The organism is Saliniramus fredricksonii, from assembly GCF_900094735.1.
Classification (GTDB): Bacteria; Pseudomonadota; Alphaproteobacteria; order Rhizobiales; family Beijerinckiaceae; genus Saliniramus; species Saliniramus fredricksonii.
The window spans coordinates 343,659-368,364 of the sequence record NZ_FMBM01000003.1 but is presented as its reverse complement, the minus strand read 5'-3'; the positions used below and the strand labels follow the sequence as shown (position 1 = coordinate 368,364).

Sequence of the window (24,706 nt, the reverse complement as noted above, 5' to 3'; positions counted from 1 at the left end):
CTTTACGCACCCAACTTGGTCAAGATTTCTTTGGTCAGATTCGAGAAGCTTTCGTAGAGCCTCCCGCTTCCCCACTTCTGCTTGAGTGTGGAATGGTTCGCATGTTCTCCAGCTGCTGCGATCTGATTCGCTTGTGGGATCCGGGTCTCGAATACGGGTGGCCAGTTCCTCGGCTCGGCATCATGGTTTTGCTTGAGCTGCTTGATCATGTTGCCGTGCACGTTCGAGTTGGCTTGGTACTTCTGGATAACGATGCCGAGAGGCTCGATTGGCTCGGCGATCTCCTCGGCAAATTCACGCACGCGTTTGACGATCTGTGGGATGCCGTACGTAGATAGAATGTCCGGGATCGTAGGGATGATGAAACCCTGTGACATCCGCAGGCCGTTCTGCGTGATCTTGCCGAGGTTCGGTGGGCAATCGACGATGACGACGTCGTACTGCTCCACGATGTCCTTGACGGCCCGCCACAGGATGTCGAATGGCCTGATCGCGCCGTACTTGCCGACCGGCGTGTTCACCAACTCATCCTGGACGTCGATCAGGTCCAGGCTTGAAGGAAGCAGGTCGATCGATTGCGCAGCAGAAACATCCGATACGCGCTTCTGCAGCGTCTTCTCAAGGTCGAACTTCTTGCTCAATGGGTCCAGCGCATCCTTGAATAGCTGAGCTAGCGTATGACCTGCGTCGTTCAGTTCCCGCCAGCGCTCCTCACCAATCAGCATGGTGGTCGCGTTGGTCTGAGGGTCTAGGTCGATGACGAGAACCTTCTTGCCAAGTTCGCCAGAGAGCGTTTCGGCAAGCGCTACCGTCGTCGTGGTCTTCCCGACGCCGCCTTTCAAGTTGATGGTCGAAAACACGTGGGCCATCGGTATCCTCCTTCTCCTGAGCCATGCACTGACGTGCGAGCGCTTGAACACAGGACCGGACGCAAGTTCGACGACTGGCTTTGGGAAGTCAGACAAGCGGGTTCGCCAATTGGCCACCGCTTGCCGCGTTACCTTGGCCATGTCAGCAATCTCGTTGATGCCGACGAAGTCCTCATCCTCAGACACTTTGAGTGATCCTGTGAATAACGTAAACAGGTGATGTGTACGTTGCTCACAGTGAGCTTGTCAATCCTTCTGTCACGCCGCCGCCGTCGCCACCCCATCCAGCCGCACCGCGACGCTGGTGACGCCGTTCCCGGCCGCCTCCACTGCGACGCCGATCGGGAACCGCCCCGCAGCCAGCGTGGTCACTTCCTTCGCCGTGTTGTCCAACGCGACCCGTGCGCCGACCGCCAGCACCGCCGCGCTGGCCTTTGGCGGCTGGAACACGCCGGTGGTGGAGAACTCGACCGGGTTGCCCTCTGCCAAGGAATAGGCGGCGATGCCGAGGATGCTGCCCACGATCAGCGCGTTGCCCGAGGCGATGTCGCCGGCGGGCGTGGTGACGCGGGTGACGTGGCCGTTCTGGAAGTAGTCCTTCATCGCAGGGCCCTTTGGACGATTGGATGCGGACGACCGAGATGCGGTCGGTCGTCCCTGCGATCTGCCGGGTGAGGTCCGCGAGCGCGGCGGCCCTCTCGCCGTCGCTCGCACAGGTGATGCGCTTGCCGCCATATTCAACGGTGCGGACGCCCCGGTAACACGCGGCCAGCAGGGCGCCGCGCGAGGCGTTGCGCTGTGACCAGATGAATGCTTGCCGTCCTCAGGGTGCGCCGCAGCGATAGACCAGCAGACGGTTGTCGGCAGGCATCACGCGGCCCGCTTCGACTGAAAGGCCGCGCGCCACGGCCGCTGCATCGATCATCTCGCGGTCGCGCAGGCCCCAGTCCGGGTTCTGCTTGCGCAGAGTGGCATCGAAGGCCGCGTTCCCGGGGCCGGTGAAACGGCCCCTCTCGTTGAAGGGGCCGTAGATCAGGAGAATGCCACCCTGCACCAGCCGGGAGGCTGCGCCGGCGATAAGGCCGAGCGTTGCAGACCATGGGGCGATATGGGTCAGGTTGGCTGCGAAAACCGCATCCGCCGGCTCGCCGCGCCATGGCGGTCGGGCGGCATCAATCAGAACCGGAGGCCGGACGCGACCAGCCAGATCCGGACAATGCGCCAGCCAGCCCCCGATGGCGGCAACCCCTTCTGCAGTCGCCTCGCTGGGCACCCACGTGACCTGCGGCAGATGCCGCGCCATCCAGAGTGCGTGCTCGCCGGAACCCGAGGCAATCTCCAGTACCGTACAGGGACGGGCTGGAAGCAGATCCGCCAGGGCTTGCCGGATCGGTTCGCGATTTCGGGATGTCGCGGGGGCATGCCGAAGCCCCGGATGCCGTGCGGCGAACGCGGCAGGATCCTCCAGCGGATCCGTCGACACAAGGTGACTCGTCATCATGGGCTCCAAGCGTTTTACGGACATGTTGCGCCCCTGAAAAGCGACGAGGGGACGTGACCGTGTGTGATCATGGCATGGCAGATACGGGTGTGGACAGTGGAAACCTGTCGGGACGCTTCAACACGCGACGATCAGGGGGCGATTCGTACTCATGGAATCAGGGTGGACGCTCCAAGCCGTTTTCGGCACACAAGATATTGTCTGTGAGCCGGCATCCATCCAGTGAAATGATGCATATCTTGCGACTTCGCTTGCTGCATGGGCGAAAACGGATCTGCGGGTGAGCGCAGTCCCCGCCTCCGGCAGCAAGGGTGGGGCCGTGATGCTGCGCACCACCGGACGGGTCGCGCCGTTGCCGGATCGGCATGAAATCCCCGGATTGGAGGCAGGCTCACATGTCATGGATCACGCCGTGATCCGGCAATGATGCCTCATGCTGCAAGCCGCCCACGTTCATTGGGTGCGCCGGCATCTTCCCCCGGGGCCCTGACCGGCTGTGGTTCGAGAGCCAGCGACAGGATCGCTGCGCATGGCGGCGCGTTCCTCCCCGGTGCGAGCCCTGTCGCCCACTGTCACCGAGAAGGTGACGCAGGGATGCACCGGCGCACATACCGGCGCCGGTTCCCGATGGAAGCGCGCCAATCGCCGCGCATAATCCAACAACTGTCTGGATCACGACCGAGCGACGCGGGTCGGCGGCACGGTACAGCGCCTTCCCGTCACACCTCGAGCTGCAGCGTATGGCGCTGGTGCCATCTCGTCATCTTGCAGGGAGCCGCCATGCCGGGCATCACGGCGGGCTCCATCGGCGAAGCCCGTCAAGGCACTCCATCCGCCGCGTCGGCGCGACCCTGCGCGAATAAAATGCCCAACCGTGTCATCTGCACGGCCCGCAGCCCGACCCAGACATCGCTATGGAAACATTCGCTGCGATGGCGATCGCGAACCCGCCCGCCCCGCAGGCACTGGACGCTGACGCGCCTGACCCCGTCCTGCCGGATATCGTCGCTGCAAAGCCGCCAGTTTCACCCGCCGAGGGACATGACCATCCTGTGCATGTCGACAATATGAGATTGGTATCGTTACGGGAATGCCCGGTAATGCATCAGTTTTCCAAGGCAATATACGAAGAAAAAGCTCAGCCGATAGACGGATACAAACCGAAAAAGGGCACCGCGTCAGCGGCGCCCTCATCACGCACAGGTTTGAAGCGGCCCGGTATTCGGGCGCGTCAACCGGCTTTAGCCCTGACGCGCCTTGAAGCGCTTCTGGGTCTTGTTGATCACGTAGACGCGGCCCCGGCGACGCACCAGACGGCAGTCGCGATGGCGGTCGCGCAGGCTCTTGAGCGAGTTGCGAATCTTCATCGGTCCAATCTCCGTTCGCGCGGTCACTATGGACCGGCATGACGCATTCCTTCGCCCGCGCAGGGCGCGCGATCCCAGCGCCGTTTGAAAGACAAGAAAAATCGCCAGGCAAGGAACCTTACCCGCGATGCTGGCGGTGCAGATACAGGAATTGGCCTGCCCGGTCAATCGGGACCATGCGCCATTGCGCGGGAATCTCGGCTCGGCCGCACCATCGCGGGTGTCGGCGTCGCTGGTTTCGCGCTTGTGCGGCGCGTCTTGTTCACGGGCCGCGCCTCGCCTAAGGTCCGCTCCCCTGCAACATCTCCGTGTTGCTCCATCACCCGCCGCAGAAAGAGACCGATCGACGATGGCAAAAGACAGCCAGCCCGGCCCGAAAAACGCCCCGGCCCGCAGCAAGCGCCCCTCCTTCACCGAGCAGGAAGCCCTGCTGTTCCATTCCGGCGGGCGCCCCGGCAAGCTCGAGGTGACGCCGACCAAGCCGATGGCGACGCAGCGCGACCTCTCGCTGGCCTATTCGCCCGGCGTCGCGGTGCCCGTCCAGGCGATCGCCGACGACCCGTCGCGTGCCTTCGACCTGACCACGCGCGGCAACATGGTCGCTGTGATCTCGAACGGGACGGCGATTCTCGGCATGGGCAATCTCGGCGCACTCGCCTCCAAGCCGGTGATGGAGGGCAAGGCGGTGCTGTTCAAGCGCTTCGCCGATGTCGATTCGATCGATCTCGAGGTCGATACGGAAGATGCCGATGCCTTCATCGATTCGGTCCGCCATCTCGGGCCCTCCTTCGGCGGCATCAATCTGGAGGACATCAAGGCGCCGGAATGTTTCATCATCGAGGAGCGCCTGCGCGAACTCATGGACATTCCCGTCTTCCACGACGACCAGCACGGCACCGCCATCATCGCGGCGGCGGGGCTGATCAACGCGCTGCACCTGACCGGGCGCAACATCCGGGAAACGCGCCTCGTGGTGAACGGCGCGGGTGCGGCGGGCATCGCCTGCGTCGAGTTGCTCAAGGCGATGGGCTTCAAGCCTGACAACGTGCTTTTGTGCGACACCAAGGGCGTGATCCATCAGGGCCGCGAAGCCGGCATGAACCAGTGGAAATCGGCCCATGCCGCGCGCACCGAGGCGCGCAGCCTCGCCGATGCGCTCAACGGCGCGGATGCGGTCTTCGGCCTCTCGGTAAAGGGCGCCTTCAGCGCCGAGATGATTCGCTCCATGGCCGATCAGCCGATCATCTTCGCCATGGCCAATCCCGATCCGGAGATCACCCCGGAGGAGGTCCACGCCATCCGCGACGACGTCATCATCGCCACGGGGCGCTCGGATTATCCCAACCAGGTCAACAATGTCCTCGGCTTCCCCTATATCTTCCGCGGCGCGCTGGATGTTCGCGCCACCGCGATCAACATGGAGATGAAGATCGCCGCCGCACAGGCCCTGGCCGAGCTGGCTCGCGAGGACGTGCCCGACGAGGTGGCTGCCGCCTATCAGGGCTCGCGCCCGCGCTTCGGGCGCGAATACATCATTCCCGTCCCCTTCGATCCGCGCCTGATCTCGACCATTCCGCCCGCCGTGGCGAAAGCGGCGATGGAGACCGGCGTCGCACGCCGCCCGATCGTCGACGAGCGCGCCTATCGCGCCCAGCTCTCGGCGCGGCGCGATCCGGTGGCCGGGACGCTCAACCGGATCTTTGAGCGTGTACGCAAGTTCCCCAAGCGCGTCGTCTTTGCCGAGGGCGAGGAGGAGCAGGTGATCCGCGCGGCATTGAGCTTCGCCAATCAGGGGCTGGGTACCGCCATCCTGGTGGGGCGCGAGGACCGCATCTACGAGACCGCGACCTTTGCCGGGATCGATCTGGAGGGGCGCGAGAACATCCAGATCAACAATGCCCGCCTGTCAAAGCGCAATGCGGCCTATACCCAGTTTCTCTATGACCGCCTGCAGCGCAAGGGCTACCTCCAGCGTGATTGCGTGCGCCTGATCAACCAGGACCGCAACCATTTCGGCGCCTCCATGGTGGCGCTGGGTGATGCGGATGCGATGGTCACCGGCGTGACCCGCAATTCCTCCACGGTGCTCGAAGACGTCACGCGTGTGATCGACGCCAAGCCGGGCCATCGGGTCATCGGCATGTCGCTGTGCCTGACGCGCGGGCGGGCGGTGCTTGTGGCCGATACCGCGATCCATGAAATGCCCGATGCGCGCGAACTCGCCGAAATCGCCATTGAGGCTGCGGGCGTGGCCCGGCGGATGGGATATGAGCCGCGCGTGGCGCTGCTCTCCTTCTCGACTTTCGGGCAGCCGCGCGCGGAACGGGCCGAAAAGATCCAGGAGGCGGTGCGCATTCTCGATTCGCGCCGGGTCGATTTCGAATATGACGGCGAGATGGCCGCCGATGTGGCGCTCAACCGTGATCTGCAGGCGCAATATCCGTTCTCGCGCCTCAAGGGCCCGGCCAATGTTCTGGTCATGCCCGCATTCCACTCCGCTTCCATCGCCACCAAGATGTTGCAGGAGCTGGGCGGTGCGACCGTGATGGGGCCGATGATCGTGGGGCTCGACAAGCCGGTACAGATCGTACCGCTGGGTGCGACCGATTCCGACATCGTCAACATGGCGGCGCTGGCGGCCTACAATATCGGGGGATGACCTTGCGGAAAGGCCCTGTCGGCCTCCGTTTGCGGCATGGGATTCGATCTTCGACGATGGTGGCGCGCGCGGGCGGCTTGCGCCCCCCGAAAACCCATGCTATCGCACCCCCGCTTTCCGGGCGCGGAGCTCTCGCAGGGATACAAGTGTATCCAGGTGAAGATCCGCGCCGGCGGTCCGTCATCCATTCCAGTCCGGGCGTGCCATGCCGCTTTTCACAGCGTCACGGTGGCCCGGTAACCGAGAAGAGAACAGCCGGTGGCCGAGTCCAAACACGCAAGCGGTTCGATCGTATCGGGCGTCGCCGGGCGCTATGCTTCGGCACTGTTCGAGCTGGCGCAGGAGAATAACGCGATTGACGACGTGGCCGGGAAACTCGCCATCGTCGAGGCGCTGGCCGCGGAGAGCGCGGATCTGCGTCGGCTGCTGGTCAGCCCCGTATTCACCGCCGAAGAACAGGTCGCGGGAATCTCCGCCATTGCCGAGAAGGCCGGTGTGACCGGGCTCGCAGGCAATTTCGTGAAGTTCGTCGCCTCCAAGCGGCGTTTGTTCGTGCTTCTTGCGATGATCCGGGACTATCGCGCGCTGGTCGCGCAGGCCAAGGGCATCGTCAATGCCGAGGTGCGGCTGGCGGAACAACCTTCCGCAGCGGTTCTCGATGATATCAAGGCGACTTTGCGTGAAGTCGCTGATGCCGAGGTTGATGTGGACGTGAAAATCGATCCCGCACTGATCGGCGGCATCGTCGTGAAGGTCGGCAGCCGCATGGTCGATTCCAGCCTTCGCACCAAACTCAATTCCCTCCGTCTTGCGATGAAAGAGGTCCGCTGATGGACATTCGAGCCGCTGAGATCTCAACGATCCTCAAAGAGCAGATCAAGAACTTCGGCCAGGAGGCCGAGGTCACCGAAGTCGGCCAGGTCCTGTCCGTCGGTGACGGCATTGCCCGTTGCTACGGCCTCGACAAGGTCCAGGCCGGTGAGATGGTCGAATTCGAATCGGGCGTGCGCGGCATGGCCCTCAATCTCGAAATCGACAATGTCGGTATCGTGATCTTCGGCTCCGACCGTGAGATCAAGGAAGGCCAGACGGTCAAGCGCACCGGCGCCATCGTGGACGCCCCGGTCGGCAAGGGCCTGCTCGGTCGCGTCGTCGACGCACTCGGCAATCCCATTGACGGCAAGGGGCCGATCGAGGCGACCGAACGTCGCAGGGTCGACGTCAAGGCGCCGGGCATCATTCCGCGCAAGTCGGTGCACGAGCCGATGGCGACGGGCCTCAAGGCGATCGACGCGCTGATCCCGATCGGTCGTGGCCAGCGTGAGCTGATCATCGGCGACCGCCAGACCGGCAAGACCGCCATCGCCCTCGACACCATGCTCAACCAGAAGCCGCTGAACGTCGAAGGCGCTCCCGAGAGCCAGAAGCTTTACTGCGTCTATGTCGCCATCGGCCAGAAGCGTTCCACGGTGGCCCAGTTCGTGAAGGTGCTCGAAGAGCAGGGCGCACTGGAATACTCGATCATCGTCGCTGCCACGGCTTCCGATCCGGCGCCGATGCAGTTCCTGGCGCCCTTTACCGGCTGCGCCATGGGCGAGTATTTCCGCGATAACGGCATGCATGCCGTGATCACCTATGACGATCTGTCCAAGCAGGCCGTCGCCTACCGCCAGATGTCGCTGCTGCTGCGTCGTCCGCCCGGTCGCGAAGCCTATCCGGGTGACGTGTTCTATCTGCATTCGCGCCTGCTCGAGCGTGCGGCGAAGATGAATGACGATGAAGGTGCCGGTTCGCTCACCGCCCTTCCGGTGATCGAGACCCAGGCCAACGACGTCGGCGCCTACATCCCTACCAACGTGATCTCGATCACGGACGGCCAGATCTTCCTCGAGACGGATCTGTTCTATCAGGGCGTGCGCCCGGCGGTGAATGTGGGTCTCTCGGTGTCGCGTGTGGGTTCTTCGGCCCAGACCAAGGCGACGAAGAAGGTCGCGGGCAAGATCAAGGGCGAGCTCGCGCAGTATCGCGAGATGGCGGCCTTCGCCCAGTTCGGGTCCGACCTCGATGCCACCACCCAGCGCCTGCTCAACCGTGGGGCGCGTCTGACCGAGCTCCTGAAGCAGCCGCAATTCTCGCCGCTGAAGATGGAAGAGCAGGTCTGCGTGATCTGGGCCGGCACCAACGGCTATCTTGACAATCTCCCGGTGGGCAAGGTCCGCGCCTTCGAGGAAGGTCTCCTCGGTGTGCTGCGCTCGAGGCATGAGGACATCCTCGAGGCGATCCGCGACACCCGCGATCTCAAGGACGACACGGCAGAAAAGCTGAAGGGCGTGGTCGAGGATTTCGCCAAGACCTTCTCCGCCTGAAGCCCGCCATCCGCGCCGGGCGCCACAGCGTGCCCGGTTGATCCGTCGACAGTCTTGAAAGGTCCGTACGTCCCATGGCGTCACTCAAGGATCTGCGAAACCGCATCGCCTCGGTGAAGGCGACGCAGAAAATCACCAAGGCCATGCAGATGGTGGCTGCGGCGAAGCTGCGCCGGGCCCAGTCTGCGGCGGAAGCGGCGCGTCCCTATGCCGAGCGCATGGCGGTTGTGCTCTCCAATCTCGCCGCCGGCGTCTCCCAGGGCGATGCCGAGTTGCCGCGCATGCTCACGGGAACGGGCGATGACAAGACGCATCTGCTCATCGTCTGCACCGCCGAACGCGGCCTGTGCGGGGCCTTCAATTCGTCGATCGCGCGCCTCGCGCGCGAGCACACGAACCGGCTCCTCGCTGAGGGCAAGACGGTCAAGATCATCTGCGTCGGCAAGAAGGGCCACGATATCCTGCGCCGTCAGTTCTCGAAGCAGATCATCGAATTCATCGACCTGCGCGACGTGCGCCATGTGGGCTATGAAGAAGCCGACATGATCGGTCGCAAGGTGATCGAGCTGTTCGATAATGGCGAATTCGACGTCGCCACCTTGTTCTATTCGCGCTTCAAATCCGTGATCGCCCAGATCCCGACGGCCCAGAAGATCATTCCGGCACAGGTCGCGCCTGAGGATGACGCCGCGGCGACTCCCGGTGACGGCGGCGAGACGCTTTACGAATACGAGCCTTCGCAACAAGCCATTCTCGGCACATTGCTGCCGAAGAACCTGTCCGTGCAGATCTTCACCGCGCTTCTCGAAAACGCCGCTTCCGAACAGGGCGCGCGCATGTCCGCCATGGACAACGCGACCCGCAATGCCGGCGACATGATCAAGAAGCAGACGCTGATCTACAACCGCACGCGTCAGGCGCAGATCACGAAGGAACTCATCGAAATCATCTCGGGCGCCGAGGCGCTCTGAGTATCCAAGAGGACGAGATACCATGGCCAATCCGACCGGACATATCACCCAGGTCATCGGCGCCGTCGTCGACGTGCAGTTCGACGGGAACCTGCCCGAGATCCTCAATGCGCTCGAGACCGAGAACCAGGGCGAGCGCCTTGTGCTCGAAGTCGCCCAGCAGCTTGGCGAGAACACGGTTCGCTGCATCGCGATGGATACGACCGAAGGCCTTGTGCGTGGCCAGGCGGTGCGCGATTCCGGCGAGCCGATCAAGGTTCCCGTGGGCGCCGGTACGCTGGGGCGCATCATGAACGTCATCGGCGAGCCGATCGATGAGGCCGGCGACATCGAGATGGAAGGCCTGCGCGCCATCCATCAGGAAGCGCCGAGCTATTCCGAGCAGTCGACGGAAGCGCAGATCCTGGTCACCGGCATCAAGGTCGTCGACCTGCTCGCGCCCTATTCCAAGGGCGGCAAGGTCGGTCTGTTCGGCGGCGCCGGTGTTGGCAAGACCGTGCTGATCCAGGAGCTGATCAACAACATCGCCAAGGCGCATGGTGGGTATTCGGTCTTTGCCGGCGTGGGTGAGCGCACCCGCGAGGGCAACGATCTCTACCACGAGTTCATCGATTCGGGCGTGAACAAGAAGGGCGGCGGCGAAGGCTCCAAATGTGCCCTCGTCTACGGCCAGATGAACGAGCCTCCCGGCGCGCGTGCCCGCGTCGCCCTGTCCGGTCTGACCATCGCCGAGCATTTCCGCGATCAGGGCCAGGACGTGCTGTTCTTCGTTGACAACATCTTCCGCTTCACCCAGGCGGGTTCGGAAGTGTCGGCGCTGCTCGGTCGCATCCCCTCGGCGGTGGGCTATCAGCCGACGCTCGCCACCGATATGGGCGGCCTGCAGGAGCGCATCACGACGACGACCAAGGGCTCGATCACCTCGGTGCAGGCGATCTACGTCCCCGCCGACGACCTCACCGACCCGGCGCCCGCCACCTCCTTCGCCCACCTCGACGCCACGACGGTGCTCAACCGCTCCATCGCCGAGAAGGGCATCTACCCGGCCGTGGATCCGCTGGATTCCACTTCGCGCATGCTCGACCCGCTGATCATCGGGCAGGAGCATTACGACGTCGCCCGCGCGGTCCAGCAGACGCTGCAGCGCTACAAGGCGCTCCAGGACATCATCGCGATTCTGGGCATGGACGAGCTCTCGGAAGAGGACAAGCTCGCCGTGGCACGCGCCCGCAAGATCGAGCGCTTCCTGTCGCAGCCCTTCTTCGTGGCGGAAGTGTTCACCGGCGCGCCCGGCAAGCTCGTTTCCCTGGAGGATACCATCAAGGGCTTCAAGGGTCTGGTCGAGGGTGAATACGATCACCTCCCCGAGGCCGCCTTCTATATGGTCGGCAGCATCGAAGAAGCCGTCGAGAAGGCGCAGAAGCTGGCAGCCGAAGCCGCGTAAGCCGATCGACGATCCCCATGCGGCCCGGTCTCGCGACCGGGCCGTGACCCGCCGCCGGCGGGCCTTATTGCGAGCGCATCAGGAACGAACCAATGGCCACCTTCCACTTCGAACTCGTCGCCCCGGAACGCATCCTCTATTCCGGCGAAGTCGAGGCCGTGGAACTGCCCGCCACCGAAGGCGACATGACCGTCCTGGCGGGTCATGCCCCGGCCATGACCACGTTGCAGACCGGCTTCCTCGTCGTCGGCGAGGGGGCAGGGAAGGGCAAACGGATCCTGATTCAGGGCGGTTTCGCCGATATCGGCCCCAAGGGCGCCACCGTCCTCGCCGAGCGTGCCACGCCGGTCGAGGAACTCACGGCCAGCGCGCTTGAGGAAGAGATCCTGCGCGTGCGCACGACGGCTGATTCGAAGGAGGAGGGTCCGGAAAAGGAGGCCCTCAAGGCGACCATCCACAAGCTCGAAGAAGCCGGGGCGACCCTGCGCGCCTGAGCCGGTCGGCTTGTTGCGCGGCACTCTTGCGGCGCGTGGCTCCCTGCCGGCAAGGCGGAATCACAGGTGATTCACACAGGTAGCACGGATCGCCCCTTGGTGTCGTGCGTTGGTACGAGGCGCAGCAGCGCTTCGGCGAGACCCGTCGATCACCCAAGGGCCTGTGCGATCCGCCCACACCTTGTTACTGCCCACCCTTTGCTCTTGCTCATCCTTTGCTCTTGCCGATCCCGCCTCCGCCGTGCAGCATCGGGCGCTTTCACAGCAGCTTATCCGCCGGAGACCGTTCATGGCCTATTCCCGACGACGCTCCTATGAACCCGGGCACCGGCCCAAATTCCTTGTCATCATTGACGAGACCCACGAATGCGCCCGCGCGGTCCGCTTCGCGGCGCGGCGCGTGGCGCGGCTGGGTGCCAAGCTGGTGCTGCTTTCGGTTTCCGAACCGCCTGACGGATTCGAATGGCTCGGTGTGGGAGACGTGATGCGTGCAGAGGCAGAGGAAGAGGCGCAGGAGCGGCTCGAACAGGCTGCGGAAATCGCGCGTGAGGCGGCTGGCGTCCAATCGGAACTCGTCATCCGCATGGGCGCCAAGACTGGTGAAATCCTCAAGGTGATCGAGGAGGACGAAGACATCTCCTTCCTCGTGCTGGCCGCCGGTACCGCCTCCGAAGGTCCCGGCCCGCTGGTCACGAGCCTCGCCGGCAAGGCGGCATCGACCTATCCGGTCCCCGTGGTGATCGTTCCCGGCGGGCTGAGCGATGAGGAGATCGATGCGATCGCAGGCTGAACGGTTCCCGCCTCGGCGCGTATCATAAATCACAGGTCAATCCCGATGATCCGCGATCCTTTTGCGTCCAGGCGCGATTCGACGCCCCCGGCCGATGCCGCCGCGCGCCGTGCGGCACCCGCCGTGATCTGCTATCCCACGCACACCCTGCCGGCACCGGACATGGCCGCCTATCGTGCCGCCCGCGAAACGCTCAGCGCGCGTGAAACGATCGTCGTGCCGCCCCGCGAAGCCGGCTGTTTCGAGGTGCCTGCCGGATGGTTCTTTCGTATAAGGTCGATCGAAGGGCCGCAGGTCGGCGATCTCAACCTGTTCAATGCGCGCGACCGCTCGGAGCGTTTCTATTCCGGCAAGACCCGTGCGCTCCACGGCACGCATATCAGTACGGGCGACCGGCTATGGTCGGGTTTCCCCCGGCTGCGCCCGATGGCGACGATCGTGCATGATACGCTGGCCTGGTACGGCATCGATGCCGATGGCGGCGCCGTGCACGACGTCATCGGCACGCGCTGCGACCCCTATACCCATCACCTCCTGAGCGGCGGCGACAATTATCATCATTGCTGCCACTCGAATCTCACCCGTGCCCTCGCGCGCCATACCGGGCAACCGGTTGCCAATGTCGAGGCCGAGATCCACGATGTCCTCAACGTGTTCATGTGCACCGGATTCACCCGCGATACGGGCCAGTATTTCATGAAGGCGAGCCCGGTGCGTCCGGGTGATTTCCTGGAATTCTTTGCCGAGATCGACCTTCTGGGCGTGCTCTCGGCCTGTCCCGGCGGCGATTGCTCCAGCACGCATTCGAGCGATGCGGCGCGCTGTCATCCGCTCGAAGTCACGATACTGGAGCCACAGGCACCGCCCGCCGGCTGGCGGTCGCCGCATATGAACGGCTACGACCGCAGTCACGGCATGTGATGCGCAGACGGCAATTCAGAGCGCCCGGCCTGACTCCGTCAGGTGGGCACCGCCCGCTAATTGCGCACCACCACCCGCGCCCCGACGCGGACGCGGTCATACAGATGCCTGACATCGGCATTGGTCATGCGGATGCAGCCGGAGGACACGGCCTGGCCGATCGTGTGCGGCTCGTTGGACCCGTGGATCCGGTAGAGCGTGCTGCCGATGTAGAGCGCGCGCGCGCCCAGCGGATTGGCCGGACCGCCCGGCATATGCACCGGCAGGTCGGGTTGGCGGCGGCGCATGGCGGCGGGCGGGCGCCAATCGGGCCATTCCCGTTTCATGCTGACGCGGTTGCGCCCGGTCCAGGAGAAACCCTGCCGCCCCACCCCAACGCCGTAGCGATAGGCCTTGTCTTCTTCGAGGACAAGATAGAGCGCGCGCTCGGAATTGCTGACAACGATCGAACCGGGCGGCTCCCGCGTCTCGAAATCCACAACGCGGCGTGGTTTCGGCGCCGAGACATAGCTCGTGATATGCCGGTCGAGGTCATGCACGCTGGCCTGAACGCCACCACGCACATGTTCATCCGCAGCATGCTGTGTACAGGCGCCAAGCGCCATGATCAGCGCCGTCAGGCCAGCCATGATCAGGCCCCGGCGTCCATACCCCGCTGTCATTCGCATCAGTTACCCCCGCACCCCGACATGTCCGGAGCGTCCGACACGCAGATCTGTCGGGCGTTCCGGGTTTTTGTCCTGCCACATCGTTTCATCCGTCGGCGCATATCGATCCGACGGAATCCTCCGCATCTGGCGTATCGGTAACGAATGGTAAGCGAGAATGGTTAACGAAGCTATCCGCGCCACCTTTGGCCCGCGATAGGCGTCATTTTCTTGCAAATATGCAAATTATCATCGGCGTCGCGCCGGTTGAATTGGCTGCAGGTCCGTTATTATCTGCGCCAGCGCAAGATTGCGCGCTGCCACCCCTGAATTCCGGAGATAACTCATGCAAGCCAGATTCCGCCGTACTGCCCTTCCCCTGATGCTCGCCATCGCCCCGCTGGTCGTCGCGCCTTTCGCTTCCGGCGCCGCAGCCGCCGACCGTTACGTTCTCGATGCCAGCCACAGCCAGATCCTCTTCAGCTACGATCATCTGGGTTATTCCACCACCTACGGCCTGTTCTCCGGCTTCGATGGCGAGATCGTCTTTGATCAGGACGACCCCGCCGCCTCTTCGGTCACGGTGAGTTTCCCCGTACGTTCGATGCTGACCGGCTGGGAAGCCCGGTTTTCGCATTTCATGTCGGAGGATTTCTTCGACGCTGCCGATGACGAGATGGTCAGCTTCGTCTCGACCGGTATCGCAGTCACCGGCGAAGATACCGCCCTCATCACCGGCGATCTCACCCTGAACGAGATCACCCGCGAGGTGGTGCTTGATGCCCGGCTCAACGCTGCGGGCATGCATCCGATGGAAGAGCGCGAATGGGCCGGCTTTGATGCCACCACCACGCTCATGCGCAGTGATTTCGAACTCGGCATGTTCGCCCCCTTCGTCAGTGACGAAGTCGATGTCGTGATCTCGATCGAAGCCATGCTGGCCGAGTGAGCCATTCCCCTGCGTGCCGTTCGCGGCACGCAACCAACCCGAAAGAGGCGCCGTCATGGCAGAATCATCTGATCAGGCAAGCCTGGATAGAACTGATGCGCATGCGGCAGCGCAGGCGTCCAATTCGGCAATCTGGCGAAACAGTGCCGCGCGTTACGGACGCGTGGCCATGGCCCTGCACTGGCTGACGGCGCTGCTCATTCTGGCCGCTTTTCCGCTCGGGCTGATCGCCAATGCCTGGCCTTACGAGACCACGGCGCAATTCGCCCTGAAGGCAAATCTGTTCTCGGTTCACAAGACGCTGGGCATCGCTGCCTTCTTCGCCGCGCTCGCGCGCATCCTCTGGGCTTTGACGCAGCGGCGCCCCGTGCCCCTGCATCCCGGGCGCAAGGTCGAGCGTTTCATGGCGGAGGCGGTGCACTGGTCGCTCTATCTCGCCATGGTGATCGTGCCGCTGAGCGGCTGGATGCATCACGCGGCGACGACGGGCTTTGCGCCGATCCTGTGGCCGCTCGGGCAGGACCTGCCCCTTGTGCCGCAATCGCCGGATTTCGCCGAGGCGGCGGGCGCCGTGCACTGGCTCTTCACCAGGATCCTCGCCGCGAGCGTGCTTCTGCATGTCGGCGGCGCGCTCAAGCATCATCTGCTCGACCGTGACGACACCCTGCGGCGGATGCTGCCCGGCAGCCGGGTCACGTTTTGTGCCTCCGAACATCCGGGCGGTCGCACGGGTCATGCCGGTTTCGCGCATGCCGGGGCACTCGCCGCCTTCGTCATCGCCTTCCTCGCCATCGCTCTCGCCCCGGCCCTGCTGTCACGCGATGCGCCGGTGCAGGTCGCGCAGGCGGCAGATGGCGCATCCGTCTCCGATCAACCCGTGACGGGGGGACCGTCATGGCGTGTCGAGGAGGGGCGGCTCGGTTTCGACGTGACCCAGATGGGCGATACCGTTTCCGGCAGCTTCGCCGATTGGCGTGCCGAGATCATCTATGATCCGCAAGCCCCCGCCACGCGGCGCGGCAGCGTCGCGGTGACGATCGCCGTCGACAGTCTGAGTCTCGGCTCGGTGACCAGCCAGGCCAAGGGTGCCGATTTCCTCGATGTCGAGAATCACCCCCGTGCGCGTTTCGAGGCGACGATTCGTGAAACCGATGACGGCCATGTGGCAGACGGCATGCTGTCTCTCGCCGGTGCGCAGGTGCCGGTAAGCCTGCCCTTCAGGCTCCGGCGCGACGGTGACCGGGCTTCGGCCGATGGGGTGGTGCGGGTCGATCGCCGGGATTTCGGGATCGGAGAATCGCATACGGATGAGAGCGCCGTCGGATTCGGAGTCGATATCATCGTTTCGCTCGATGCCGTTCGCGTCCGGTGATGCCACCGCATCCTGCACGATTCCATGGCGCGCTCCGGGCCCCGATTGCCTTGGCGGTGAATGGTTTGCGGCGCAGATGACGCTTCGCCGCATGCCCTGTCTGTCGGTACGGGGCTGGCGAAGCGGGGTCTGCCTCTCTACATTAGCGTATCAACGGGATTGATCCTGCGGCCCGATCGTTTCATCATCGGGCTTCGTGATCATTCCACCAGCGGAGTTCAAGCCGTCGACAATGATGGGGTCGTTTCTGTTCAACCGGGTCGTATCCGGCATAGTGGAAGTCCATGCCAGCGACCCGCGTGCGCCGGATGACGGCGACGACGGGCGCGATGCGACCGGAATCATTACCAAGACGCAGCCTCGGACGAAGCGTCCGAGCCTGTACCGTGTGTTGCTGCTCAATGACGATTACACGCCGATGGAATTCGTCATCGCGGTTCTCGAGCGGTTCTTTCACAAATCGCGCGAGGACGCCACGCGGATCATGTTGCATGTGCACCATAACGGGGTGGGGGAGTGTGGTATCTTCACCTTCGAAGTGGCGGAAACAAAGGTGACGCAGGTGATGGATTATGCCCGCAAGCATCAGCACCCGCTGCAATGCGTCATGGAAAAGACCTGATGATGTGCCCGTGATGGAAGGACCGGCAATGCCATGAGAACCTTGAACTGCCAGTGCCGTCCTTCACATCCCAACCGCGTCCGACCCTAAGTCCCGCAAACCGATCAGAGGCCAGCCTTGCCGAGCTTTTCCCGCTCCCTAGAACAAGCGCTCCACCGGGCCCTCGCCCTCGCCGGCGAACGGCGGCACGAGTATGCCACGCTGGAGCATCTCCTTCTCGCACTGATCGACGATCAGGATGCGGCGGCGGTGATGCGCGCCTGCAATGTCGATATGGCGACGCTGAAGACCAATCTCGTCGAATATGTCGATAACGAACTGGCCAATCTTGCCACCGGCGCCGGCCAGGACGCCAAGCCGACGGCCGGTTTCCAGCGCGTGATCCAGCGTGCCGTGATTCATGTGCAATCCTCGGGCCGCGAGGAGGTGACGGGCGCGAATGTGCTGGTTTCGCTCTTTGCCGAGCGTGAGAGCCATGCCGCGTATTTCCTGCAGGAGCAGGACATGACGCGCTATGACGCGGTCAATTACATCTCCCATGGCATTGCCAAGCGTCCCGGCGGCTCGGAGCCGCGCCCGCCGCGCGGCGCCAGCGAGGAAGAGGCGCCCGAACGCCGCTCCGGCGAGGAGGGCGAGCGCCAGAAGAAGAAGGCGGATGCGCTTGATGCCTATTGCATCGATCTCAATGCCAAGGCGCGCCAGGGCCGCATCGACCCGCTGATCGGGCGCGAAAACGAAGTGCGCCGTACCATTCAGGTGCTCTGCCGGCGCCAGAAGAACAACCCGCTCCTCGTCGGCGATCCGGGCGTCGGCAAGACGGCCATCGCTGAAGGTCTGGCACGCAAGATCAATGAGGGCGAGGTTCCCGAAGTGCTTGCCGGAACCACGGTCTATTCTCTCGACATGGGCGCCCTGCTGGCCGGAACCCGCTATCGCGGTGATTTCGAGGAGCGCCTGAAGCAGGTGGTCAAGGAAATCGAGGCGCATCCCAACGCGGTCATGTTCATCGACGAGATCCATACCGTGATTGGTGCCGGCGCCACCTCCGGCGGGGCCATGGATGCTTCAAATCTGCTCAAGCCGGCTCTGGCGCAGGGGACCCTGCGCTGCATCGGCTCGACCACCTACAAGGAATATCGCCAGCATTTCGAGAAGGACCGCGCCCTCGTCCGCCGGTTCCAGAAGATCGATGTGAACGAGCCCTCGATCGAGGATTCCATCGCGATCATGAAGGGCCTCAAGCCCTATTACGAGGAATTCCACGGCCTGCGCTTCTCCAACGACGCGGTCAAGGCCGCTGTCGAGCTCTCGGCACGCTACATCAACGACCGCAAGCTGCCGGACAAGGCGATCGACGTGCTGGACGAGACCGGCGCCTCGCAGATGCTGTTGCCGGAGAACAAGCGGCGCAAGACGATCAGCGTCAAGGAGATCGAGACGACCATCGCATCAATGGCGCGGATCCCGCCAAAATCCGTTTCCAAGGACGATGCCACGGTGCTCGAGAATCTCGAAACCGAGCTGAAGACGGTCGTTTACGGCCAGGAGGCGGCGATCGGGGCGCTCTCCTCGGCGATCAAGCTGGCCCGCGCCGGTCTGCGCGAGCCGGACAAGCCGATCGGCTCCTATCTGTTTGCCGGCCCCACCGGCGTCGGCAAGACCGAAGTGGCACGACAGCTGGCATCCTCGCTTGGCGTCGAGCTGTTGCGCTTCGACATGTCGGAATACATGGAGCGCCACACGGTGAGCCGCCTGATCGGCGCACCGCCCGGCTATGTCGGTTTCGACCAGGGCGGGCTTCTGACGGACGGCGTCGACCAGCATCCCCATTGCGTGCTGCTGCTCGACGAGATCGAGAAGGCGCATCCGGATCTGTTCAACATCCTTCTGCAGGTGATGGATCACGGCAAGCTCACGGACCATAACGGCAAGCAGATCGACTTCCGTAACGTGATTCTGATCATGACCTCGAATGCGGGCGCTGCCGATCTGGCCAAGCAGGCCTACGGCTTCACCCGGACGCGGCGGGAGGGGGATGATACGGAAGCGATCAACAAGCTGTTCACGCCGGAATTCCGCAATCGTCTGGATGCGGTGATCTCCTTCGGCGCGCTGCCCCGCGAGACGATCTACCGCGTGGTCGACAAGTTCGTGATGCAGCTCGAGGCGCAGCTCGCCGATCGCAATGTCACGATCGAGCTTTCAGATCCGGCGCGCGACTGGCTTGTGGAGCGCGGCTACGATCCGACAATGGGTGCACGCCCGATGGGGCGCGTCATCCAGCAATCGATCAAGACGCCGCTGGCGGATATCCTGTTATTCGGCAAGCTCAAGGCTGGCGGTGCCGTGCGTGTCGTGGTCGTCGAGGATGAAAACGGCGAATCGAAGCTGGATTTCGAATTCCCCGAAGGTCCGGTCAAGCCGCGCAAGGAGATCGGACCCAAGCCGAAGAAACCGCGCCGCAAGCGGGCCTCTCCGACGAAATCATCCAGGCCGAAATCCGGTGGTTCCGGCGGCAAGCCCGGTCCCGATGGCGGCAACAAGGGCGGTGATGGCCCCGGCGGGGTGCGCACCGTTCCCAAGGTGCCTTTGGTGCGCGCATGAGTGGCGTGCCCCAAAGGCCGCCGCATCCCGCAACGCCGCCCGGCGATCCGCAGCGGCGGGAACCGCACATGGATGATCCCCGGCCCGAGGACCTTCCGATGGAAGACCCGCGTCTGCGGGATCCGCGCTATCAGGCGCGCCTCCGGCAAGGCTTGCAGTACGAGGACCCGCCGTCGGCGGGGGCGCCATCACAGCCTGGCCAGCAGCCCGATCCCGGCATGCATCCGCAGCAGGCAGCGCCGCAATCGGCACCGCAGGCAGCGCCCGATCCGCAGGCGCGCTGGCACGATCCGCATGGTGGGACCTACCATCCTGCCTATGACCCCGGCTATTCCGCGCTCGATCAGGCAATCGATGTGCCGCATCGTCCGAGCCCCGGGCCCGGATATCTGCCAGTGGATCCGGTCAGCCGGGCTTATCAGGACCCGCGTGGCCCGCAACCGGCCCATGGCTGGGCGCAGCCCGGCGCTCCACCCGCCGCCCCGATGCCTCAGGCGCCGCCGCGCATGCCGCGCAACATGCATTCGCAAGCGGAGCATGACGACGATTCCCGGCTGCCGCCCTGGCTTCGCCGGATGGCTGTGCTGGTCAGCACGGGCGCAGCATCCGCCGCCGCGGCCGGGCGCGCGGGAATTGACGGATTGCGCGCGCGTCGGTCGGAAAAGGCACGCGAACGCGCGCGGCTGGAAGCAGCCCGAGCCGCCGATGCCGTCGATTCCGATATCAATCCGCAGGGATCGGAAAACCCCGCAAATCCTGAAATGCGCCCGACGCGTCAGCCGGGCCAGAAGCTCACCGCGAAGGAAAGGCGCTGGCAGCGCCGGCGCCGACGGTACGTGGTCGAGGAGATTGCCGGCTGGATTCTGGTGCCGATCATTCTGATCGCGCTGTATTATGCCCTGATCGGCGGGCTTGCCCTTTTCGGTCTCACCCTCAATGATCTGATGGATGCGCTGCGCACGGCATACGCGCAGTTCAGCTGATTCGAAGACGGGAAAGCCAGCGCCATGGCACGCAGCCGCGCCGATACCCTTCTCGTGGCGCGGGGTATCTTCGAAAGCCGCGCCCGTGCCCAGGAGGCGATTCGGGCCGGTCTCGTCAGTGCCGATGGCACCCGCGTGCGCAAGGCTTCCGAGAGCATCGCCGAGAATGCCGAAATCGAGGCGAGCCCGCCGCATCCTTATGTCTCGCGTGGCGGGCTCAAACTTGCCGCTGCGCTCGATGCCTTCGCCATTGATCCGCGTGACCGTGTCGCCTGCGACCTTGGTGCCTCGACCGGCGGCTTTACCGATGTTCTGCTGCAGCGTGGTGCGCGGCGCGTCCATGCGGTCGATGTCGGGCGCGGCCAGTTGCATCCGCGCATCGGCGGAGATCCGCGCGTCGTGGCGATGGAGGGCTGCGATGCCCGAAGCCTCGATGCGCAAGCCTTCGCGGAAGCGCCGGACCTGCTCGTGGCGGATGTCAGCTTCATATCCCTGAAACACGTCATCCCGCCGGTCCTGCCGCTGCTGGCCGCGTCTGCGGAGATCATCCTTCTGATCAAACCACAATTCGAAGCCGGGCGTGCGGCACTCGGCAAAGGCGGCATCGTGCGCGATGAAACCGTGCAGCGCGATGTCTGCGACGCCATTGCACGGCTCCTTGATGATGCGGGCGGGCAGGTGCTGGGGCTGATCGAATCGCCGATTCGCGGCGGTGACGGTAATCGTGAATTCCTGATCGGAGCCCGTCTTGGCTGAACCTGTTCCCGAATTCGCGCCTTTTGAGGCCACGATCGAGCGCCTCGGCGCGCGTGGCGACGGCATTGCCCGGCATGGCGATGCCATTCTGCACGTGCCTGGCGCGTTACCCGGTGAGACGGTACGGGTGTTTCGCGATGAAGGCAGCCGCGCCCTGTGCGACGGTGACGACGCGATTCGCGTGGCCTCGCCGGAGCGCATCGCGCCGTTCTGCCCGGTTCACGGGCGCTGCGGGGGATGTGTCGCGCAGCATATGGCACCGGAACTCTATGCAGCATGGAAACGCGGGCTGCTCGAACACGCGCTGTCGCGCGCGGGTCTCGAAACCGAGGTGGCGCCGCTGGTTCCGGCAGCGGGGGCAGGGCGGCGGCGGCTGACCTTTCATGCCATGCGCGGTGATGACGGTGTCCTGCGCGTCGGTTTCATGGCCGCGCGCAGCCATGACCTTGTGGCGATCGATCATTGTCCCGTGGCCGAGCTCGGGCTGGCCGGCGCGCCTCAGATCGCGCATTTTCTCGCAGAGCGGTATCTCGCCGAGCAGTCGGCAGTGGCCTGCGATATCCACGTGACGTCGAGCCTCAACGGTCTCGATATCGATTTGCGTGGCGGGCGAAGCGGCGCTTCAGGCCCGTCGGCGGGATTGCGCCGCCGCTTGATCACGCTTGCCGATGCGTGCGATCTCGCACGGCTGTCGGTTGCCGGTGAGACGCTGGTGATGCGCCGCCCGCCGCTGCAACAGATGGGTCAGGCGGCGGTGCTGCCGCCCGCTGGCGGCTTTCTGCAGGCGAGCGCGTTGGGGGAGGCGGTTCTGGCCGGACATGTGCGCGACGCGCTGCGCGCGCAACGCGCATCAGGCGCAACGAAGAAGAAGCGCAAGCCCGTGCGCCGCATCGCGGAGCTGTTTGCCGGCTGCGGCGCCTTCACCCTGCGGCTCGCCGAGGATTTCGCCATGCATGCCGTGGAGGCCGATGCGGGGGCGCTCGCCGCGCTCGATCGCGCTGCTCGTGAGACGCCGGGACTCAAACCGGTCAGCCATGAGCGGCGCGACCTGTTTCGCCGCCCGCTGCTCGCGCCGGAGCTCGGCGCTTTTGATGCCGTCGTGCTCGACCCGCCGCGCGCTGGCTGCGAGGCCCAGACGCGGCAACTCGCGCGGGCGCAGGTGCCGCTCGTCATCTATGTGTCCTGTGATCCCGTGACGCTTGCCCGGGACGCCGCCCTGCTGGTGGCGGCGGGTTACCATCTCGAAACCGTGATACCGATCGACCAGTTTGCCATGACGGCGCATCTGGAATGCGTCGCCGTGCTCAGAAAGTGACTTTTGCGACCGAGACCGCAGGATGACCCGCCGAATTCTGCTGAAAATCGCCTGATCCCGTCGATTCCCGCAGTGGATTACGGGGATGGCAATAACCGCCCGGATCATTGCAGACAATTTTACAGACCCGTTTGACCCGCCGCATACGGTCAGCAACGTAACGTGACGTCATCACAGCCGAGGCCGCGTCATACGCGGCCCTCACGAGGGAACCGGGCCGGTGCCGCAGGGCGCTGCTCGTCTTGAAACAATGGTGTATGGCTTGATCGAAGATCTCGAATCCGCGATCGCACGCTCGTCGCAATCGCGTCGCACCGACCATCTGCGTCGGGTCACTGATCTGTTCCTGCGCGATGCGCCGGCGCTCAGCGAAGAACAGGTCGATCTTTTCGACGTTGTTATCGCGCGTCTGGCCAATGCCATCGAGGCCCGCGCGCGGATGGATCTGTCCGAGCGTCTGGCCGAGGTGCCGAACGCGCCGCGCGGTGTCGTGCGCTCACTCGCGCATGACGAGATCGGCATCGCCCGTCCGGTCCTGACCCGCTCCGAGCGCCTCTCCGACGATGATCTCGTCGCCGTTGCTCTCGCCAAGGGGCGCGAGCATATGCTCGCCATCTCCGAGCGCCGGGCGCTGACGGAGCCGGTCACCGATGTTCTGGTCAAGCGCGGCGACCGGATCGTGGTGCATGCCGTCGCCGGCAATCCCGGCGCGCGCTTTTCAGATGACGGGATGGCGACGCTGGCCGAGCGCGCCCGCGCCGATGAAGCCTTGCGTAATGTGCTCACGGAACGTGACGATGTCGATCCCGAGCGCCTGCGCCAGCTCATGGCCATCGCCAAGGAGACGGTGCGCAACCGGCTGCAGGACGAGACGCCCGAGGGGGCTCTCGACCATGCGCTGGAGATCGGGACGCTCGGCCTCGAAGCCGAGATCGTTCCCGGTGCGCGCGATTACCGCCCAGCCATCGAGATCGTCGATGCGCTGGAAGCGGAGCGACCGCTGATCGAGCAGGATCTGATGGATTTTGCCGCTGCGCAGAAATTTGAGGAATGTGTCTGCACCGTCGCGCGTATGGCTGATCTGTCGATCCAGGCCGCCGAGCGGTTGTTTGACGAAGGGGATGCGGAACTGCTTCTCGTCGTCGCCCGTGCGCAGGACTGGTCGTGGCCGACCCTGCGCGTGATGCTCAAGCTGCGCGGCGACGAGGCCGCAGCCCCGCATCTGATGCGCAAGGCGAAGGAAACCTTCGAAAAGCTCAAGCCAAAGACAGCCGAGCGGGTGCTGCATTTCCTGAAAGCGCGCGAAGCGAGTCAGCAGCGTGCGAGCCGCAAGGCCGCGGCCCGGCAGGGCGGAAATATCAAACCCTTGCAAATGTGAGATAGGAGGGGCGCCGCCCCTCCCGGACCGCCTTGGCTTCGTAGCGGGTTCCCGGCCAGCCGGGATAGGGATCGCGCCAGTCATCGGGGCCGCGCACAAGCCAGCACAGGCGCGGCTCCTGTGCGGCCTGCGCGAGCGTCCAGCCGACATAATCGTCGATATCGGAGGCAAAATGGAATCGTCCGCCTGGCTGGAGCAGGCGGGCGATCGCGGCCAGGTTGTTCTTTGAAACGAACCGCCGCTTGCGCGTGCGGCGCTTCGGCCAGGGATCGGGATAGAGCAGGTAGATCCGCGAAAACGCGGCCTCCGGAAGCCGTGGCAGCAACAGCCCGGCATCCGCGTCCCACAGGCGGATATTGTGCAGATCGCGCGCTTCCACTTCGCCGAGCAGCTTCACCATGCCGTTGATGAAAGGCTCGCAGCCGATGAAGCCCGCTTTCGGGGCCTCCCCGGCGCGATGGGCGAGATGCTCGCCGCCACCGAAGCCGATTTCCAGCACCAGCTCTTCGGGCATGAAACCGAAAAATCCCGCGAGATCCTCGCGGGACAGCGGGGTGTCGCCGCGCGGCAGGATCAGGCGCGGCAACAATGTTTCCAGTCGCTCTTCCTGCCCGGCGCGCAGGCGCTTGCCCTTGCGGCGACCAAAGAAGGAAGCCGCCGGGGCCTGCGCGTCGGAGGATGGAGCGCTCATGGCCGGG

At 64.4% G+C, this 24,706-nt stretch carries 22 protein-coding genes and 1 pseudogene; 16 read left to right on the top strand and 7 right to left on the bottom strand.

Features of this window, described 5'->3' with window-relative positions:
• Positions 1–2: 2 nt before the first annotated feature.
• The 5 genes and pseudogenes from GA0071312_RS19010 to ykgO form a co-directional block, all read right to left on the bottom strand.
• Positions 3–1,055, bottom strand: coding sequence for a ParA family protein (locus GA0071312_RS19010; RefSeq protein ID WP_238947347.1), 1,053 nt, complete (start codon positions 1,053–1,055; stop codon positions 3–5).
• A gap of 72 nt (positions 1,056–1,127) precedes the next feature.
• A complete protein-coding gene (locus tag GA0071312_RS19005) occupies positions 1,128–1,472 on the bottom strand; it encodes a DUF2190 family protein (RefSeq protein WP_074446567.1) in 345 nt (114 codons plus the stop codon).
• A gap of 37 nt (positions 1,473–1,509) precedes the next feature.
• A pseudogene (locus GA0071312_RS20640) lies at positions 1,510–1,644 on the bottom strand (phage head-tail joining protein); the annotation flags it as partial.
• A 48-nt stretch (positions 1,645–1,692) separates the two neighbouring features.
• Positions 1,693–2,367, bottom strand: coding sequence for a DUF938 domain-containing protein (locus GA0071312_RS18995; protein WP_074446632.1), 675 nt, complete (start codon positions 2,365–2,367; stop codon positions 1,693–1,695).
• A gap of 1,244 nt (positions 2,368–3,611) precedes the next feature.
• Positions 3,612–3,737, bottom strand: coding sequence for a type B 50S ribosomal protein L36 (ykgO, locus tag GA0071312_RS18990; protein WP_074446566.1), 126 nt, complete (start codon positions 3,735–3,737; stop codon positions 3,612–3,614).
• Positions 3,738–4,086: 349 nt separating this feature from the next.
• On the opposite strand from ykgO, the gene GA0071312_RS18985 reads away from it, so the two are divergent.
• The 8 genes from GA0071312_RS18985 (at position 4,087) to GA0071312_RS18950 (ending at position 13,382) form a co-directional block, all read left to right on the top strand.
• A complete protein-coding gene (locus tag GA0071312_RS18985; protein ID WP_074446565.1) occupies positions 4,087–6,396 on the top strand; it encodes an NADP-dependent malic enzyme in 2,310 nt (769 codons plus the stop codon).
• A 258-nt stretch (positions 6,397–6,654) separates the two neighbouring features.
• Positions 6,655–7,227 carry a F0F1 ATP synthase subunit delta gene (locus GA0071312_RS18980; RefSeq protein WP_074446564.1) on the top strand — a complete coding sequence of 191 codons (573 nt, stop codon included), beginning with the start codon at positions 6,655–6,657 and terminating at the stop codon, positions 7,225–7,227.
• Positions 7,227–8,762: a F0F1 ATP synthase subunit alpha gene (gene atpA / locus GA0071312_RS18975; protein ID WP_074446563.1), complete on the top strand. Its 1,536-nt coding sequence runs from the start codon at positions 7,227–7,229 to the stop codon at positions 8,760–8,762. The genes GA0071312_RS18980 and atpA overlap by 1 nt, the downstream gene beginning before the upstream one ends.
• 74 nt (positions 8,763–8,836) lie before the next feature.
• Positions 8,837–9,733: a F0F1 ATP synthase subunit gamma gene (locus GA0071312_RS18970; protein ID WP_074446562.1), complete on the top strand. Its 897-nt coding sequence runs from the start codon at positions 8,837–8,839 to the stop codon at positions 9,731–9,733.
• A 22-nt stretch (positions 9,734–9,755) separates the two neighbouring features.
• Positions 9,756–11,177 carry a F0F1 ATP synthase subunit beta gene (atpD, locus tag GA0071312_RS18965; RefSeq protein ID WP_074446561.1) on the top strand — a complete coding sequence of 474 codons (1,422 nt, stop codon included), beginning with the start codon at positions 9,756–9,758 and terminating at the stop codon, positions 11,175–11,177.
• 92 nt (positions 11,178–11,269) lie between these two features.
• Positions 11,270–11,671: a F0F1 ATP synthase subunit epsilon gene (locus tag GA0071312_RS18960; RefSeq protein ID WP_074446560.1), complete on the top strand. Its 402-nt coding sequence runs from the start codon at positions 11,270–11,272 to the stop codon at positions 11,669–11,671.
• 289 nt (positions 11,672–11,960) lie between these two features.
• Positions 11,961–12,461 carry a universal stress protein gene (locus tag GA0071312_RS18955; RefSeq protein ID WP_074446559.1) on the top strand — a complete coding sequence of 167 codons (501 nt, stop codon included), beginning with the start codon at positions 11,961–11,963 and terminating at the stop codon, positions 12,459–12,461.
• A 45-nt stretch (positions 12,462–12,506) separates the two neighbouring features.
• Positions 12,507–13,382 carry an urea carboxylase-associated family protein gene (locus GA0071312_RS18950; RefSeq protein WP_074446558.1) on the top strand — a complete coding sequence of 292 codons (876 nt, stop codon included), beginning with the start codon at positions 12,507–12,509 and terminating at the stop codon, positions 13,380–13,382.
• A gap of 56 nt (positions 13,383–13,438) precedes the next feature.
• Here the strand turns inward: GA0071312_RS18950 and GA0071312_RS18945 are convergent, their stop codons facing one another.
• The gene (locus GA0071312_RS18945) at positions 13,439–14,011 is read right to left on the bottom strand and encodes a L,D-transpeptidase (RefSeq protein WP_165604082.1); all 573 of its coding nucleotides are present in this window, start codon (positions 14,009–14,011) and stop codon (positions 13,439–13,441) included.
• A 364-nt stretch (positions 14,012–14,375) separates the two neighbouring features.
• Between GA0071312_RS18945 and GA0071312_RS18940 the strand changes: the two genes are divergently transcribed.
• From GA0071312_RS18940 to GA0071312_RS18905, 8 genes are all read left to right on the top strand, one after another.
• Positions 14,376–14,978, top strand: a complete 603-nt coding sequence (locus GA0071312_RS18940; protein WP_238947346.1) for a YceI family protein — start codon at positions 14,376–14,378, stop codon at positions 14,976–14,978.
• Positions 14,979–15,033: 55 nt separating this feature from the next.
• Positions 15,034–16,350 carry a cytochrome b/b6 domain-containing protein gene (locus tag GA0071312_RS18935; RefSeq protein WP_083204763.1) on the top strand — a complete coding sequence of 439 codons (1,317 nt, stop codon included), beginning with the start codon at positions 15,034–15,036 and terminating at the stop codon, positions 16,348–16,350.
• Between the two features lie 232 nt (positions 16,351–16,582).
• Positions 16,583–16,972: an ATP-dependent Clp protease adapter ClpS gene (clpS, locus tag GA0071312_RS18930; RefSeq protein ID WP_074446556.1), complete on the top strand. Its 390-nt coding sequence runs from the start codon at positions 16,583–16,585 to the stop codon at positions 16,970–16,972.
• 117 nt (positions 16,973–17,089) lie between these two features.
• On the top strand, positions 17,090–19,576 hold the full coding sequence (gene clpA, locus GA0071312_RS18925; protein ID WP_074446555.1) for an ATP-dependent Clp protease ATP-binding subunit ClpA: 2,487 nt from the start codon (positions 17,090–17,092) through the stop codon (positions 19,574–19,576).
• A 68-nt stretch (positions 19,577–19,644) separates the two neighbouring features.
• Positions 19,645–20,559 (top strand): hypothetical protein, encoded by a 915-nt coding sequence (locus GA0071312_RS18920; protein WP_074446554.1) that lies wholly within the window; start codon positions 19,645–19,647, stop codon positions 20,557–20,559.
• Between the two features lie 24 nt (positions 20,560–20,583).
• Entirely contained in the window at positions 20,584–21,315 is a 732-nt protein-coding gene (locus tag GA0071312_RS18915; protein ID WP_074446553.1) for a TlyA family RNA methyltransferase, read from the top strand.
• Positions 21,308–22,630 carry a class I SAM-dependent RNA methyltransferase gene (locus GA0071312_RS18910; RefSeq protein ID WP_074446552.1) on the top strand — a complete coding sequence of 441 codons (1,323 nt, stop codon included), beginning with the start codon at positions 21,308–21,310 and terminating at the stop codon, positions 22,628–22,630. Before GA0071312_RS18915 ends, GA0071312_RS18910 begins: the two co-directional genes overlap by 8 nt.
• A gap of 262 nt (positions 22,631–22,892) precedes the next feature.
• Positions 22,893–24,008 carry a DUF2336 domain-containing protein gene (locus GA0071312_RS18905; RefSeq protein WP_165604081.1) on the top strand — a complete coding sequence of 372 codons (1,116 nt, stop codon included), beginning with the start codon at positions 22,893–22,895 and terminating at the stop codon, positions 24,006–24,008.
• Here GA0071312_RS18905 and trmB read toward each other — a convergent pair.
• Positions 23,989–24,699: a tRNA (guanine(46)-N(7))-methyltransferase TrmB gene (gene trmB, locus GA0071312_RS18900; RefSeq protein WP_074446550.1), complete on the bottom strand. Its 711-nt coding sequence runs from the start codon at positions 24,697–24,699 to the stop codon at positions 23,989–23,991. The genes GA0071312_RS18905 and trmB overlap by 20 nt on opposite strands.
• Positions 24,700–24,706 lie beyond the last annotated feature (7 nt).

Excerpts from the sequence above, each read along its gene's own strand:
- GA0071312_RS18950 (WP_074446558.1), top strand. The coding sequence starts at position 12,507 with ATGATCCGCGATCCTTTTGCGTCCAGGCGCGATTCGACGCCCCCGGCC.
- ykgO (WP_074446566.1), bottom strand. The coding sequence starts at position 3,737 with ATGAAGATTCGCAACTCGCTCAAGAGCCTGCGCGACCGCCATCGCGAC.
- GA0071312_RS18935 (WP_083204763.1), top strand. The coding sequence starts at position 15,034 with ATGGCAGAATCATCTGATCAGGCAAGCCTGGATAGAACTGATGCGCAT.
- GA0071312_RS18920 (WP_074446554.1), top strand. The coding sequence starts at position 19,645 with ATGGATGATCCCCGGCCCGAGGACCTTCCGATGGAAGACCCGCGTCTG.
- GA0071312_RS18960 (WP_074446560.1), top strand. The coding sequence starts at position 11,270 with ATGGCCACCTTCCACTTCGAACTCGTCGCCCCGGAACGCATCCTCTAT.
- atpD (WP_074446561.1), top strand. The coding sequence starts at position 9,756 with ATGGCCAATCCGACCGGACATATCACCCAGGTCATCGGCGCCGTCGTC.
- GA0071312_RS19005 (WP_074446567.1), bottom strand. The coding sequence starts at position 1,472 with ATGAAGGACTACTTCCAGAACGGCCACGTCACCCGCGTCACCACGCCC.
- clpS (WP_074446556.1), top strand. The coding sequence starts at position 16,583 with ATGATGGGGTCGTTTCTGTTCAACCGGGTCGTATCCGGCATAGTGGAA.
- GA0071312_RS18945 (WP_165604082.1), bottom strand. The coding sequence starts at position 14,011 with ATGGCTGGCCTGACGGCGCTGATCATGGCGCTTGGCGCCTGTACACAG.
- GA0071312_RS18985 (WP_074446565.1), top strand. The coding sequence starts at position 4,087 with ATGGCAAAAGACAGCCAGCCCGGCCCGAAAAACGCCCCGGCCCGCAGC.
- GA0071312_RS18940 (WP_238947346.1), top strand. The coding sequence starts at position 14,376 with ATGCAAGCCAGATTCCGCCGTACTGCCCTTCCCCTGATGCTCGCCATC.
- GA0071312_RS18970 (WP_074446562.1), top strand. The coding sequence starts at position 8,837 with ATGGCGTCACTCAAGGATCTGCGAAACCGCATCGCCTCGGTGAAGGCG.
- GA0071312_RS18995 (WP_074446632.1), bottom strand. The coding sequence starts at position 2,367 with ATGACGAGTCACCTTGTGTCGACGGATCCGCTGGAGGATCCTGCCGCG.
- trmB (WP_074446550.1), bottom strand. The coding sequence starts at position 24,699 with ATGAGCGCTCCATCCTCCGACGCGCAGGCCCCGGCGGCTTCCTTCTTT.
- GA0071312_RS18955 (WP_074446559.1), top strand. The coding sequence starts at position 11,961 with ATGGCCTATTCCCGACGACGCTCCTATGAACCCGGGCACCGGCCCAAA.
- atpA (WP_074446563.1), top strand. The coding sequence starts at position 7,227 with ATGGACATTCGAGCCGCTGAGATCTCAACGATCCTCAAAGAGCAGATC.
- GA0071312_RS18915 (WP_074446553.1), top strand. The coding sequence starts at position 20,584 with ATGGCACGCAGCCGCGCCGATACCCTTCTCGTGGCGCGGGGTATCTTC.